A 13714-nucleotide genomic window follows, 5' to 3' on the forward strand; every position below is an offset into this window, starting at 1 on the left:
GCGTCTCAACTCCCGGTCATGTCGAATCTGTTGATGCCGCGCCGCCACACGGCGAGGGCGAGCAGGACGGCTGTGGCCGTCACCACGGGCAGCCACACCAGCAGGCCCGGATCGCCGGTCAGCAGATAGGCGGCCGGTACGTAGGAGGTGAAGGCGAAGGGCAGCACCCAGGTCAGCAGCGCGCGCAGCGAGGAGTGGTAGATGTCCAGCGGGTAGCCGACGAACTCCGACACCTGGTTGGCCGCGTACATGGCGGGCAGGCTGGTCACGGTCCAGAAGGACAGCGAGGCGAAGAAGAGCTTCACCGCGGTGTGGATCAGTGCCCCGCACAGCACGAGGAGCGGGGCGAGCGCCCACTGGGTGGCGGTCGGGTCCAGGTCGAGCTCGGAACCCGCCCAGGTCACGAGGACCGCGCCGACGATCAATTCGCCCAGACCGTCGGGGTGGAAGAAGCGCTCGGACAGGAGCGAGAAGAGCGGGTTCACCGGCCGGATCAGATAGCGGTAGAACTCGCCGCGCTGCACCAGCTTGCGGCCCAGCTCCCACAGCTGGTCGGTGAAGAGGTGGTCCAGGCCGCGCGGCAGCAGCGAGAAGCCGAGCAGGAACAGCACCTGGTGGTACGACCAGCCGCCCACCGCGGGCACCTGGCGGAACACCAGGCCCACCACCGCCGTCTGGACGCCGACCCGCACCAGGAACGCCCCGGCGCCGAGCACGAAGTCCAGGCGGTAGGCGGCGAGCCGGTGCAGGCCCACGCCGCCGAGGAACCAGGACAGGCGCAGGTACCGCAGGGCCGTGTGCGCGGGTCCGCCGGGTGGCACTCTCATCCGCCGAGCACCTCGAGACGGCCGATGGCGGCGCGCCACAGCGCCGCGCAGAGCACGGCGAGGGCGATGGTCCAGCCCAGCTGCTGGGCCAGCACGCCCGCCGCCCCGGCCACGCCCTCGTACCGCCCGAGCAGCAGCGTCAGCGGCCCGTCGACCATCCCCCGGAAGGGCAGCGCCAGGGCGACGGCGGCCAGCGGCCCGGGCATCAGCGCGATCGGCACGAGCTGCCCGGCGAAGAAGGCGACCACGCTCTGCTTGACCATCCGCACACCCCAGGTGTTGGTGGTGAGGAATCCGGTCATGCCGGTCAGCAGGTTCACGCAGAAGGCGATGAGCACCGACAGGACGGTGGAGAGGGCGAACAGCGCGGCGTCCTGGGGGCGCGGGGCGGCCATCGGCACCAGGAGCGAGAACAGGAGCAGGACGGGCACGCCCACCAGCAGACCGTTGGCGGCGACCACCGGCAGGCAGGCGGCGAAGCGCATCAGCGGATAGCTGACGGGGCGCACCAGCATCACCGCGACGTCGCCGCGGTAGACCTCGGCGGCCACCTCGTCGTCGACGCGGTTGGCGTGCAGCACCTGGAGCACCTGCGCGACCAGCAAGTATGTGGTGATGCCGGCCGAGGTGAAGCCGCCGGGCCCGACGCCGTCCGCGTCCGCGTACACCGCCCGCCACAGGAAGACGGTGACGGCGGCGCCCGCCGCCGCGGTCACCCCGGTGACGAGGAACATCGAGCGGTACTGGAGCAGCGACTGGAGACCGCCGGTGGCGAACGGCAGATAGCGGCGGACCCGCGAGGCCGTGTTCATCGCACACCGCTCCCGCCGCTGAGGGCACGCGCCGTGCCTTCGGCGTCTGCTTGTTCCTGGGCCTTGTCGCCGCGCCCGTAGATCCGGCGCAGCACGTCCTCCAGGTCCGGCTCGGGGGCGTAGCAGTCCGTGAGGTCGAAGCGCTCCAGGAGGAAGGCGAGCACCTGCCGGGAGGTGAAGAGGCCGGCCGGGTAGTCGACCCGGATCCGCCCGCCGCCGTCCTCGCTCGCCCGCACCCCGGGCAGGCCCCGTTCGATCAGATCGAGGGCGGCGCGGGCGGGCAGCGGGTCGCGGTGGTCGAAGGTGACGCAGCGCCGGTCGGCGGTGCGCAGCAGGTCGTGGATGGAGCCCTGGTGGACCACCCGGCCGCGGTCCACGACCAGCGCGCTGTCGCAGATCGCCGCGATGTCGCCGATGTCGTGGCTGGTGAGCACCACGGTGGTGCCCAGCTCGTGGTTGGCGCGGTTGACCAGGACCCGCACCGCCTCCTTGAGGACCATGTCGAGGCCGATGGTCGGCTCGTCCCAGAAGACGACGGCCGGATCGTGCAGCAGGCTCGCCGCGATCTCCGCGCGCATCCGCTGCCCGAGGCTCAACTGCCGTACGGGTGTGGTGCCCAGGGCGTCGATGTCCAGGAGCTCCCGGTAGAGCGCGAGGTTGCGGCGGTAGACCGGCTCGGGGATGTCGTAGATGCGGCGCAGGATGCGGAAGGAGTCGGGCACCGAGAGGTCCCACCACAGCTGGCTGCGCTGTCCGAAGACGACCCCGATGGAGCGGGCGTTGAGCTGCCGCTTGCGGTAGGGCTCGATCCCGGCGACCAGGCAGCGCCCGGAAGTGGGCGTCATGATGCCGGTGAGCATTTTGATGGTGGTGGACTTCCCGGCTCCGTTGGCGCCGATGTAGGCGGTCTTGGCCCCGGCGGGAATCGCGAAGGAGACCCCGTCCACGGCGCGGACGATCCGGTGTTCGCGGGTGAAGAGGGTGGCGAGGGAGCCGAGGAGGCCGGGCTTGCGTTCGGCGACACGGAATTCCTTGGTCAGGTTCTCCGCGACGATCACGTGCCGTGCGGCGTCCGTGCGGGGGGCACCGCTCACGCCGTCACCTGCTCGATGGCCTTCTCCAGGATCCGGACGCCTTCGTCCAGGAGCGCCTCGTCCAGCGTGAACGGCGGGGCGAGGCGCAGGATGTGGCCGCCCATCGCGGTGCGCAGGCCTTGGTCGAGGGCGGTGGTGTACACCGCGCGGGCGATCTCGGGCGCGGGGGTGCGGCTGTGCCGGTCGGTGACGAACTCCAGCCCGTACAGCAGCCCGAGCCCGCGGACGTCACCGAGGTGTTCGAAGCGCGCGTGCAGGGCGCGGAGCCGCTCGCCGAGCAACTCGCCCAGTCGCTTGGCGCGTTCGGCAAGGCGGTCGCGTTCGATGACGGTGAGCGTGGCGCGGGCGGCGGCGATGCCGAGGGGGTTGCTCGCGTAGGTGGAGGCGTACGAGCCGGCGCTCGCGGCGGCCGGAGAGCGCAGCAGCTCGGCGCGTCCGGCGAGTACCGCGAAGGGGAAGCCGTTGGCCATGCCCTTGGACAGGACCACCAAGTCCGCCTCGACACCGAGGAGATCGGAGGCGAGGAAGGCCCCGGTGCGTCCGCCGCCGGTCAGCACCTCGTCGGCGACGAGCAGCACCCCGTTGGCCGCGCAGGCCTCCGCGATCTGCTCCCAGTAGCCGGGCGGCGGGACGATCACTCCGGCGGCGCCGAGCACCGGTTCGAAGACGAGTGCGGAGACGTTCGGCTTCTCGGCGATGTGCTTGCGGACCAGTGCGGCGCAACGCACCCCGCACGAGGGGTACTCCAGATCGAGGGGGCAGCGGTAGCAGTTGGGGGAGTAGCCAAGGACGCTGTTCCCGGCGAAGGCCTGGTGGCCGATGTCCCAGTGCACCAGCATCCGGGCGCCCATCGTCTTGCCGTGGAAGCCGTGGCGCAGCGCCCCGATCCGGTTGCGTCCCGGCGGGGCGGTCGCCTGCACCACGCGCAGCGCGGCCTCGACGGCCTCGGCGCCGGTGGAGAAGAACGCGTAGGTGTCGAGGTGCTCCGGCAGCAACCGGGCCAGCAGCGACAGGAGTTCGTCGCGATCCTCGGTCGCGGCGTCGTGCACGTTCCACAGCCGGGCGGCCTGGGCGGTGAGGGCCTCGACGACCTCCGGGTGGCAGTGGCCGAGCGACTGGGTGAGGGTGCCGGCGGCGAAGTCGATGTATTCGTTTCCGTCGAGGTCCGTCAGCACGGCCCCTTGGCCGTGCGCGAAGACGCGCCCGCCGACGGCGGTCTCCTCGGAGGCGCCTGGCGCCAGGTGCAGGGCCTCCCTGTCCAGCTGCGCGCGCTGCCGGTGACCTGTCACTGCTGCCCCCAGTCGTTGTCCGAACCGCGTGCCAACTGCGCCGTGCGGAACCGCAGTTGAACGGCGGGACCGGCGATGCGGAGCGAGTCAAACAAAGCAGCCGTGGTCCTGGCAAGAGTTTTCAGAAAATTTCAGCCACGTCTTGCGACGGTGTGGCGCGCTCTGCTTGAGTCGGGGGACCGCTTCGAGCTTCGAGTACGAGGAGGGACCCGTGAGAGCACATCCCCTTTCCACCCCGCTGGACGGACGGCTTCCTTGAAGGCTCTTGTCCTGGCGGGTGGAACGGGCAGCAGGCTGTGGCCCTTCACCTTCACCGGCGCCAAGCAACTGCTGCCCATCGCCAACAAACCCGTGCTCTTCCACGGCCTGGAAGCCATCGCCGCCGCCGGCGTCCAGGACGTCGCGATCGTCGTCGGCCGGCACGGCGCGGAGATCCGCGAGGCCGTGGCCGACGGCGCGGCCTTCGGGCTGCGGGTCACCTATCTGCACCAGGAGCAGCCGCTGGGCCTTGCCCACGCGGTGCTGATCGCCCGGGAGTTCCTCGGCGACGACGACTTCCTGCTCTACCTGGGCGACAACTACCTCCAGGAAGGCCTCACCGGATTCCTGGAGCGAGCCTCGGACCATCCCGGAGCGGCGGCCCGCCTGCTGCTCGCGGCGGTCGCGGACCCCACGTCCTTCGGCGTCGCCGAACTCGACGGGAGCGGCCGTGTGCTGCGCCTGGAGGAGAAGCCGGAACGGCCGCGCAGCGACCTCGCCCTCATCGGCGTGTACGCCTTCGGCCCGGCGGTCCACGAGGCGGTACGGGCGATCCGGCCCTCCGCCCGCGGCGAGCTGGAGATCACCGACGCCGTGCAGTGGATGATCGAGCGGGGGCTGTACGTGGCGGCCGAGACCACCGTGCAGCCGTGGCGGGACACCGGCAGCGTCGAGGACCTCCTGGAGGTCAACCGGCAGGTGCTCGACGGCCTGCCGGGCCGCATCGACGGCAAGGTCGACGCGGACAGCACTCTCGTCGGCCGGGTACGCGTGGCCGAGGGCGCCGTCGTCCGCGGCTCCCGCGTCGTCGGGCCCGTGGTGATCGGCGCGGGCACCGTCGTCAACAACTCCAGCATCGGCCCCTACACGTCCGTGGCCGAGGACTGCCGGATCGAGGACAGCGCCATCGCGCACTCCGTGCTGCTGCGCGGCGCGAGCGTCGAGGGCGCGTCCCGCATCGAGGCGTCCCTCATCGGCCGCGGCGCCGTCGTGTCTCCCGCGCCCCGGCTGCCCGGGGCCCACCGGCTGGTCATCGGCGACCACAGCCGGGTGCAGCTGACCCCGTGATCCTCGTCCGCCGGCGCATCCGGCGCTCTCACCTGTGAGCTGACCGCATGAACACACGCATTCTCGTCACCGGCGGCGCCGGCTTCATCGGCTCCGCCTACGTCCGCACCCTGCTCGGCCCCGACGGCCCGAAGGACCTCGCCGACGGCGCGGGCGCGGTGACCGTCCTGGACAGCCTCACCTACGCCGGCAGTCTCGAACGCCTGCGAGCGGTGCACGGCCATCCCGGCTACACCTTCGTCCGCGGCAGTGTCTGCGACGCCGACCTGGTCGACGCCCTGGCCGCCGACCACGGGCAGATCGTGCACTTCGCGGCGGAGTCCCACGTGGACCGCTCCATCGAGGCCGCGTCCGACTTCACCCGCACCAACGTGCTCGGCACCCAGACACTGCTCGACGCCGCGCTCCGGCGCGGGGTGCGCACCTTCCTCCAGGTCTCCACCGACGAGGTGTACGGCTCGCTCCCGCACGGAGCCGCCACCGAGGAATCCCCGCTGGCCCCCAACTCCCCCTACGCGGCGTCGAAGGCCGCCGCCGACCTGATCGCCCTCGCCCACCACCGCACCCACGGCCTCGACGTCCGCGTCACCCGCTGCTCCAACAACTTCGGCCCCCATCAGCACCCGGAGAAACTCATCCCGCGCTTCCTGACCGCCCTGCTGCGCGGGGAGAGCGTTCCGGTCTACGGCGACGGACTCCAGGTGCGGGACTGGCTGCACACGCAGGACCACGTGCGCGGCCTGGAACTGGTGCGCACCGCGGGGCGGGCCGGCGAGATCTACAACATCGGAGGCGGCACCTCCCTGACGAACCTGGAGCTGACCCACCGGCTGCTCGCCCTGTGCGGCGCGGACCCGGCGCGCATCGCCCACGTCACGGACCGCAAGGGACACGACCGCCGCTACGCGGTGGACCACACGAAGATCAGCACCGAGCTGGGCTACCGCCCGGCCGCCGACTTCGGCGCGGCGCTGGCCGAGACCGCGCGGTGGTACCGCGGCAACCGCGCCTGGTGGCAGCCGCTGCTGTCTGCCCCGGCCCAGGGCCGCCGGCCTTAGGCCGAGCGCCGCTCCTGCCGGCCGGAGGCGGTCGATTCCCGGACCACCAGTTCCGGCATGAAGACGAATTCGTTGTGCGGGGCCGGGGTCCCGCCGATCTCCTCGAGGAGGGTGCGGACCGCGGCCTGGCCCATCGCCTGGACCGGCTGGCGGATGGTGGTCAGCGGGGGATCGGTGAACGCGATGAGCGGGGAGTCGTCGTAGCCGACCACCGAGATGTCACCCGGTACCTCCAGGCCGCGTTCCCGGGCGGCCCGGACGGCACCGAGCGCCATCATGTCGCTGGCGCACACGATCGCGGTGCAGCCCCGGCCGATCAGCGTGCCCGCCGCGGCCTGGCCGCCCTCCAGCGAGTACAGGGAGTGCTCGATCAACTCCTCGGAGTCCGCGGTCGACATCCCGAGGCGCTCGCGCATTCCGATCTGGAAGCCCTCGATCTTGCGCAGGACGGGCACGAAGCGCTTGGGGCCCACCGCGAGCCCGATGCGCGTGTGGCCCAGCGAGGCGAGGTGGGTGACGGCGAGGCGGGCCGCGGCCCGGTCGTCCGTGGAGACGAAGGGGGCCTTCACCTTGGCCGAGAAGCCGTTGACGAGGACGAAGGGCACGCCCTTGCCGCGCAGCAGTTCGTAGCGCTCCATGTCGGCGGTGGTGTCGGCGTGCAGACCGGAGACGAAGATGATCCCGGAGACGCTGCGGTCCACCAGCATGTCGGTGAGCTCGTCCTCGGTGGAGCCGCCCGGCGTCTGGGTGGCAAGGACCGGCGTGTAGCCCTGGCGGGTCAGGGCCTGGGCGATGACCTGGGCCAGCGCGGGGAAGATCGGGTTGTCCAGCTCGGGCGTGATCAGGCCGATCAGTCCGGCGCTGCTGCGCTGCCGCAGCCGGGAGGGACGCTCGAAGCCGAGCATGTCCAGGGCGGCCAGGACGGATTCGCGGGTGGCCGCAGCTACACCGGGCTTGCCGTTGAGTACACGGCTGACGGTGGCTTCGCTCACCCCCGCCTGCGCTGCGATGTCGACGAGCCGTGCGGTCATGCAGGGACTGTACCGGTGATCGGCCGGATTGCCCACCAGCTGGAAAGACTTGCAGAAACTCCGGTGATGCCCGGTTCTTGCGGGGCCCAGTGGCACGTCCCGGCACACAGACGCCACCTCAGGGGCCTGTCAAGCGCAGCAAGGGCAACCGTAAGGACACACAGGGGTAACGATCAGCAGACCTTGCAGAAATTTCTCGCAAGGTCTTTCGGGCGCTTTTCAATCCTGTTACGTTCCCTGGCAACCCGGCGCCGCGTCGAGTGCGGCTCGTAGGTGGCAGCCCCGCTGGGGCTTCGCCTCCCCCTTGTTCCGGGATCAGTTGAAGGAGTTCACATGCGACGTGGCATTGCGGCCACCGCGCTGGTCGCCACCCTGGCTTTGACGGCAACAGCATGCGGTGGCGACGACGGTGACAGTGGCAAGAAGGGTTCGGGCAAGCTCTCCGGAACCGTCACTTTCTGGGACACCTCGAACGATGCCGAGAAGGGGACCTACAAGGAGCTGGCCAAGGGCTTCGAGAAGCTCCACCCGGACGTCAAGGTCAACTACGTGAGCGTCGCGTTCGGCGAGGCCAACGCCAAGTTCAAGAACGCGGCGGGCGGAAACTCCGGCGCCCCCGACGTGATGCGTACCGAGGTCGCCTGGGTCGCGGACTTCGCCAACCTCGGCTACCTCGCCCCGCTGGAGGGCACCCCCGCCCTGGACAAGGCGGACGACTACCTCCCGCAGGCCGCGGCCAGCACCAAGTTCAAGGGCAAGACCTACGCCGCCCCGCAGACCATCGACACCTTGGCGCTCTTCTACAACAAGAAGATGCTCAAGGAGGCCGGTGTCGAGGCGCCCAAGACCTTCGACGAGGTCAAGACCGCCGCGAAGAAGATCAAGTCGAAGTCCGGCAAGACCGGTCTCTACCTCCGCGGCGACGACCCGTACTACTACCTCCCGTACCTGTACGGCGAGGGCGGCGACCTCCTCGACACCAAGAACAAGAAGATCACCGTCGACGACCCCTCGGGCGCCGCGGGCTTCGAGGTCATGAAGGATCTGGTCGACTCCAAGGCCGCCACCACGGACGCCAGTGACGGCTACAACAACCAGCTGAACTCCTTCAAGGACGGCGACGTCGCCATGGCGATCGACGGACCCTGGTCCATCGAGGGCGCCATGCAGGGCAAGGAGTTCAAGAGCGACAAGGACAACCTCGGCATCGCCCCGGTGCCCGGCGGCAGCGACCGCCAGGCCTCCCCGCAGGGCGGCTGGAACCTCGCGGCCTACGCCGGCTCCAAGAACCTCGACGCGAGCTACGAGTTCATCAAGTACATGAGTTCGGCCAAGGTGCAGCAGCAGACCACCGAGAAGCTGAGCCTGCTGCCCACCCGTACCTCGGTGTACGAGGTGAAGTCCGTCAAGGACAACCAGATGGTGCAGTTCTTCAAGCCGGCCGTGGACAAGTCCGTGGAGCGGCCGTGGATCCCGGAGGCCAACGCACTGTTCGAGCCGATCCGCCTGAACATGGGCAAGGTGCTCAGCGGCAAGACCTCGCCCGAGGACGGGGCGAAGGGTGTCGGCGACGCCTACCGCAAGCTGCTGAAGGACTACAAGTAAATGGCTGTTGACAGCAGCCAGTCGGTGGCCAAGGCCGTGGACGCCCAGCGCGTCCACGGCCGCGGCCGGCCGGCCGGCAAGACACCCGGACGCCTGCGCAGGTCGCTGTCCACCCACTGGTACGCCTGGAGCATGGTCGCCCCCGTGGTGGCCGTGATCGGCGTGATCATCGGATACCCGCTGGTGCGGGGTCTGTACCTGTCGACGACCGACGCCAACGAGGCGAACGTCGAGCGCACCATCGGCGTCAACCACATCCCCGCGACCTACAAGTCCGTCGGCCTGGACAACTACACCGCCGTCCTCTCCGACGGCGTCTTCTGGGACCGGCTGACCTGGACCATCATCTGGACCGTCTCCTGCGTCGCGCTCTCCTTCGCCCTCGGCCTGGTCCTGGCGAACATGCTCAACCGCAAGCTGGCGGGGCGCTCCTTCTACCGCATGGCGCTGATCCTGCCGTGGGCGGTGCCGGCCTTCGTCTCGGTGTTCACCTGGCGCCTGCTCTTCAACGAGAAGAACGGCATCCTCAACAAGATCCTCGCCGGCGGCGGCATCGACGCGATCCCGTGGCTCAACGACCCCACCTGGGCCAAGCTCTCGGTGATCACGGTCAATGTCTGGCTCGGCGTCCCGTTCATGCTGGTCGCCATGCTCGGCGGGCTCCAGTCCATCCCCGGCGAGCTGTACGAAGCCGCGGAGATGGACGGCGCGAACGCCTGGCAGCGCTTCCGGCACATCACACTGCCGGGTCTGCGGACCGTCAGCAGCACCGTGATCCTCATCAGCAGCATCTGGACCTTCAACATGTTCCCGGTGATCTTCCTGCTCACCCGGGGCGGTCCGGGTGACGCCACCGAGATCCTGGTGACGTACGCCTACCGGCTCTCGTTCGTCGTGAGCCCGCGCGACTTCGCGGGGTCCGCGGCCTGGGGCGTCATCATCCTGCTGCTCCTTTCGCTCTTCGCGGTGGTCTACCGCCGCGCGCTCCGCAAGCAGGGAGAAGTGTGGTGACCACCGTGACCGACGAGAAGACCTCGTCCCCGAGCCGGCCCCAGGCCAAGGTCAGGGAGCGCGGCGAACGCGGGCCGCTGGCCTCGGTCGCGCTCCACGCGACCCTGCTGATCGCCTCCGCCGTCGCGGTCCTCCCACCGCTGTGGCTGCTGATCACCTCGTTCAAGCCGACGAGCGAGGCGTTCTCCACCGCCCTGGTCAAGGACTTCACGCTCGGCAACTACGATCACGTCGTCAACGACACCGAGTTCGTGAGCTGGGTCGGCAACTCCCTGCTCGTGGTGGGCCTGACCACGGTCATCGGCGTCTTCATCTCCGCGACCACCGGCTACGCCGTCAGCCGCTTCAGGTTCCCCGGCATGCGGCCGCTGATGTGGCTGCTGCTGATCACCCAGATGTTCCCCGTCGCGGTGCTCATCGTGCCGCTCTACAACCTCCTCGCCAGCCTGGGCCTGCTGAACCAGCCCATCGGTCTGGTCGTCACGTATCTGACGATCGCCGTGCCGTTCTGCGCCTGGATGATGAAGGGGTACTTCGACACCATCCCGGTGGAGATCGACGAAGCCGGGCGAGTGGACGGGCTCAACCCGTTCGGCACCTTCTGGCGGCTCATCGTGCCGCTGGCCAAGCCAGGTCTCGCCGTCACCGGCTTCTACAGCTTCATCACCGGCTGGGCCGAGGTCGCCTACGCCTCCGCCTTCATGACCGGCGAGGAGAACCTCACCCTGGCGGGCGGTCTGCAGACCTTCGTCAATCAGTACACCAGCGACTGGGGTTCGTTGACGGCCGCGGCCGTGATCGTGGCGGTGCCCGCCGCGGTGATCTTCGGCTTCGTGCAGCGCCACCTCGTCTCGGGCCTCACGGCCGGTGCCACGAAGTCCTGACGCGCCCCACCCCCCCCGCACTCGACCTCTCGATCTCAGGGAAGACATGACCCAGCATCTCGCTGCCCCTGCAGCCCCCGCCTCCGGCACCCACACGGACTGGTGGCGTGGCGCGGTGATCTACCAGGTCTATCCGCGCAGCTTCGCCGACGGCAACGGTGACGGAATGGGCGACCTGGACGGCATCCGCGCCCGCCTTCCCTACCTCAGGGACCTCGGCGTCGACGCCGTCTGGCTCAGCCCCTTCTACTCGTCACCGCAGGCCGACGCCGGCTATGACGTCGCCGACTACCGCGCGATCGACCCGATGTTCGGCACCCTGCTCGACGCCGACGCGCTGCTGCGCGAGGCTCACGACCTGGGCCTGCGCATCATCGTCGACCTGGTGCCCAACCACTCCTCCGACCGGCACGACTGGTTCCAGCGCGCCCTGCGCGAGGGCCAGGGCTCGCCTCTTCGTGAGCGCTACCACTTCCGCCCCGGCCGGGGCGAGAACGGTGAACTCCCGCCCAACGACTGGGAGTCCGTCTTCGGCGGGCCCGCCTGGACCCGGGTCTCGGACGGCGAGTGGTACCTCCACCTGTTCGCGCCCGAGCAGCCGGACTTCAACTGGGAACACCCGGCGGTGCACGACGAGTTCCGCTCGATCCTGCGCTTCTGGCTCGACATGGGCGTCGACGGCTTCCGTGTCGACGTCGCCCACGGTCTGGTCAAGGCCGAGGGGCTGCCCGACATCGGCCGCAAGGACCAGCTCAAGCTGCTCGGCAACGACGTCATGCCGTTCTTCGACCAGGACGGCGTGCACGAGATCTACCGCAGCTGGCGCAAGGTCCTCACCGAGTACGCGGGCGAGAGGATCCTCGTCGCCGAGGCATGGACCCCCACCGTCGAGCGTGCGGCGGCCTATGTGCGCCCGGACGAGATGCACCAGGCCTTCAACTTCCAGTACCTGGGCACCCATTGGGACGCGGCCGAGCTGCGCGAGGTCATCGACGTCTCGCTGGCCGCGATGCGGCCCGTCGGCGCCCCGGCCACCTGGGTGCTCTCCAACCATGACGTCACCCGCCACGCCACGCGGTTCGCCAACCCGCCCGGGCTCGGCACCCAGCTGCGCACCGCGGGGGACCGCGCGCTCGGACTGCGCCGCGCTCGTGCCGCGACGCTGCTGATGCTGGCGCTGCCGGGTTCCGCCTACGTCTACCAGGGCGAGGAGCTGGGCCTGCCGGACGTCACCGACCTGCCGGACGAGGTGCGCCAGGACCCGTCGTTCATCCGGGCGAACGGCCAGGACGGATTCCGGGACGGGTGCCGCGTGCCCATCCCGTGGACCGTCGAAGGCTCCAGCCACGGATTCGGCGCGGGCGGCAGCTGGCTTCCGCAGCCCGAAGGCTGGGGCGGGCTCAGCGTCGAGGCGCAGTTGGGCGACCCCGCGTCGACCCTGGAGATGTACCGCAGCGCTCTGGCCGTACGCCGGGAGCAGCCCGGGCTCGGCGCGGGGGACTCGCTGGAGTGGCTGGAGGCTCCCGAGGGGGTCCTCGCCTTCCGTCGCGAGGGCTTCGTCTGCACCGCGAACACCACCGGCGAGAGCGTGCGGATCCCGGCCCCCGGCCGGATCCTGCTGGCCAACGCCGAGGTGGAGACGGTGGACGGCAAGGTCCAGCTGCCCGCCGACACCACCGTCTGGTGGGCGGTGTGACCCTTTCCCTGCCGCGGGACGCCGACCGGGGCGCCCCGCGGCTCGCGGACATCGCGGCCCAGGCCGACGTCAGCGAGGCCACCGCGAGCCGGGTGCTCAACGGCAAGCCGGGGGTCGCTGCCGGCACCCGGCGCCGGGTGCTCGCCGCCCTTGACGTGCTCGGCTACGAACGTCCGATGCGGCTCAAGCGGCACAGCGCCGGTCTGGTCGGCCTGGTCATCCCCGAGCTCAGCAACCCGATCTTCCCCGCCTTCGCGCAGGTCGTCGAGCAGGTCCTGTCCGGGCACGGCTACACACCGATGCTGTGCACGCAGATGCCGGACGGGGCGAGCGAGGACGAGCTGGTCGAGCAGTTGGAGGAGCGCCGGGTCAGCGGCATCGTCTTCCTCTCCGGGCTGCACGCCGACACGACGGCCGACCCCACCCGGTACCTCGAACTGCACGCCCGCGGTGTGCCGTTCGTCCTGATCAACGGATACAACGAGCACATCCCGGTGTCCTTCGTCTCGCCCGACGACCGCGCGGCCGCGCGGATGGCGGTGCGGCACCTGGTCGACCTGGGGCACGAACGGATCGGTCTGGCCATCGGCCCGACGCGGTACGTCCCCTCGCTGCGCAAGGCGGAGGGGTTCACGGCGGCGCTGCACGGTCTGCTCGGCCTGGAACAGGGGGAGGCCGAAGGGCTCGTGCAGCGCACGCTGTTCACGGTGGAGGGCGGCCACGCGGCGGCGAGCGCTCTGCTCGACCGGGGGTGCACGGCGATGGTCTGCGGCAGCGACATGATGGCGCTCGGCGCCGTCCGTGCGGCTCGCGAACGCGGTCTTTCGGTGCCCGGTGACGTCTCCGTGGTCGGTTTCGACGACTCGCCCCTGATCGCGTTCACGGACCCGCCGCTGACGACGGTGCGCCAGCCGGTCCAGGCGATGGCGAGCGCCGCGGTGGGCGCCCTGCTCGAGGAAATACACGGAAACCCCGTGCAGCAGACGGAGTTCGTCTTCCAGCCCGAGCTCGTGGTGCGCGGGTCGACGGCACAGCCGCGACGCTGACGCCGCGCTGAGAGCCCGCGCCTGCACGGCGGGGT

The 13714-nt window shown here is 70.2% G+C and carries 12 protein-coding genes; 7 read left to right on the forward strand and 5 right to left on the reverse strand.

Annotated features, from left to right (window positions below; all coding sequences use genetic code 11):
- Positions 1 to 5 precede the first annotated feature (5 nt).
- Genes ACZ6ZP_RS24985 through ACZ6ZP_RS25000 form a run of 4 tightly spaced genes read right to left on the reverse strand, consistent with a single transcriptional unit; the run spans position 6 to position 4022 of the window.
- Positions 6 to 827, reverse strand: a complete 822-nt coding sequence (locus tag ACZ6ZP_RS24985) for an ABC transporter permease (protein ID WP_361467446.1) — start codon at positions 825 to 827, stop codon at positions 6 to 8.
- A complete protein-coding gene (locus ACZ6ZP_RS24990) occupies positions 824 to 1639 on the reverse strand; it encodes an ABC transporter permease (RefSeq protein ID WP_351169411.1) in 816 nt (271 codons plus the stop codon). The genes ACZ6ZP_RS24985 and ACZ6ZP_RS24990 overlap by 4 nt, the downstream gene beginning before the upstream one ends.
- A complete protein-coding gene (locus tag ACZ6ZP_RS24995; protein ID WP_383825984.1) occupies positions 1636 to 2733 on the reverse strand; it encodes an ABC transporter ATP-binding protein in 1098 nt (365 codons plus the stop codon). Before ACZ6ZP_RS24995 ends, ACZ6ZP_RS24990 begins: the two co-directional genes overlap by 4 nt.
- Positions 2730 to 4022 carry an aspartate aminotransferase family protein gene (locus tag ACZ6ZP_RS25000; protein WP_469408450.1) on the reverse strand — a complete coding sequence of 431 codons (1293 nt, stop codon included), beginning with the start codon at positions 4020 to 4022 and terminating at the stop codon, positions 2730 to 2732. Before ACZ6ZP_RS25000 ends, ACZ6ZP_RS24995 begins: the two co-directional genes overlap by 4 nt.
- A gap of 255 nt (positions 4023 to 4277) precedes the next feature.
- Between ACZ6ZP_RS25000 and ACZ6ZP_RS25005 the strand changes: the two genes are divergently transcribed.
- Together ACZ6ZP_RS25005 and rfbB are read left to right on the forward strand one after the other, a co-directional pair.
- On the forward strand, positions 4278 to 5348 hold the full coding sequence (locus tag ACZ6ZP_RS25005; RefSeq protein WP_351169402.1) for a glucose-1-phosphate thymidylyltransferase: 1071 nt from the start codon (positions 4278 to 4280) through the stop codon (positions 5346 to 5348).
- Between the two features lie 47 nt (positions 5349 to 5395).
- The gene (gene rfbB / locus ACZ6ZP_RS25010; RefSeq protein ID WP_399981841.1) at positions 5396 to 6406 is read left to right on the forward strand and encodes a dTDP-glucose 4,6-dehydratase; all 1011 of its coding nucleotides are present in this window, start codon (positions 5396 to 5398) and stop codon (positions 6404 to 6406) included.
- Here the strand turns inward: rfbB and ACZ6ZP_RS25015 are convergent.
- Positions 6403 to 7437 carry a LacI family DNA-binding transcriptional regulator gene (locus ACZ6ZP_RS25015; protein ID WP_351169397.1) on the reverse strand — a complete coding sequence of 345 codons (1035 nt, stop codon included), beginning with the start codon at positions 7435 to 7437 and terminating at the stop codon, positions 6403 to 6405. The two genes, rfbB and ACZ6ZP_RS25015, sit on opposite strands and share 4 nt — an antisense overlap.
- A gap of 333 nt (positions 7438 to 7770) precedes the next feature.
- On the opposite strand from ACZ6ZP_RS25015, the gene ACZ6ZP_RS25020 reads away from it, so the two are divergent.
- The 5 genes from ACZ6ZP_RS25020 to ACZ6ZP_RS25040 are packed head-to-tail and all read left to right on the forward strand — an operon-like array spanning position 7771 to position 13679.
- Positions 7771 to 9042 (forward strand): extracellular solute-binding protein, encoded by a 1272-nt coding sequence (locus ACZ6ZP_RS25020; RefSeq protein WP_351169394.1) that lies wholly within the window; start codon positions 7771 to 7773, stop codon positions 9040 to 9042.
- Positions 9043 to 10053 carry a carbohydrate ABC transporter permease gene (locus tag ACZ6ZP_RS25025; RefSeq protein WP_351169391.1) on the forward strand — a complete coding sequence of 337 codons (1011 nt, stop codon included), beginning with the start codon at positions 9043 to 9045 and terminating at the stop codon, positions 10051 to 10053. It begins immediately after the preceding gene.
- A 5-nt stretch (positions 10054 to 10058) separates the two neighbouring features.
- Positions 10059 to 10937 (forward strand): sugar ABC transporter permease, encoded by an 879-nt coding sequence (locus ACZ6ZP_RS25030; protein ID WP_351169675.1) that lies wholly within the window; start codon positions 10059 to 10061, stop codon positions 10935 to 10937.
- Between the two features lie 46 nt (positions 10938 to 10983).
- Positions 10984 to 12633 (forward strand): glycoside hydrolase family 13 protein, encoded by a 1650-nt coding sequence (locus tag ACZ6ZP_RS25035; protein ID WP_469408452.1) that lies wholly within the window; start codon positions 10984 to 10986, stop codon positions 12631 to 12633.
- The gene (locus tag ACZ6ZP_RS25040) at positions 12621 to 13679 is read left to right on the forward strand and encodes a LacI family DNA-binding transcriptional regulator (RefSeq protein ID WP_351169385.1); all 1059 of its coding nucleotides are present in this window, start codon (positions 12621 to 12623) and stop codon (positions 13677 to 13679) included. The genes ACZ6ZP_RS25035 and ACZ6ZP_RS25040 overlap by 13 nt, the downstream gene beginning before the upstream one ends.
- Positions 13680 to 13714: the final 35 nt, after the last annotated feature.

The organism is Streptomyces sp. NPDC054047, from assembly GCF_055585065.1.

Bases quoted from the DNA above. Each gene is read 5' to 3' on its own strand.
- ACZ6ZP_RS25025 (WP_351169391.1), top strand. From the start codon at position 9,043: ATGGCTGTTGACAGCAGCCAGTCGGTGGCCAAGGCCGTGGACGCCCAG.
- rfbB (WP_399981841.1), top strand. From the start codon at position 5,396: ATGAACACACGCATTCTCGTCACCGGCGGCGCCGGCTTCATCGGCTCC.
- ACZ6ZP_RS25015 (WP_351169397.1), bottom strand. From the start codon at position 7,437: ATGACCGCACGGCTCGTCGACATCGCAGCGCAGGCGGGGGTGAGCGAA.
- ACZ6ZP_RS24990 (WP_351169411.1), bottom strand. From the start codon at position 1,639: ATGAACACGGCCTCGCGGGTCCGCCGCTATCTGCCGTTCGCCACCGGC.
- ACZ6ZP_RS25035 (WP_469408452.1), top strand. From the start codon at position 10,984: ATGACCCAGCATCTCGCTGCCCCTGCAGCCCCCGCCTCCGGCACCCAC.
- ACZ6ZP_RS24985 (WP_361467446.1), bottom strand. From the start codon at position 827: ATGAGAGTGCCACCCGGCGGACCCGCGCACACGGCCCTGCGGTACCTG.
- ACZ6ZP_RS25020 (WP_351169394.1), top strand. From the start codon at position 7,771: ATGCGACGTGGCATTGCGGCCACCGCGCTGGTCGCCACCCTGGCTTTG.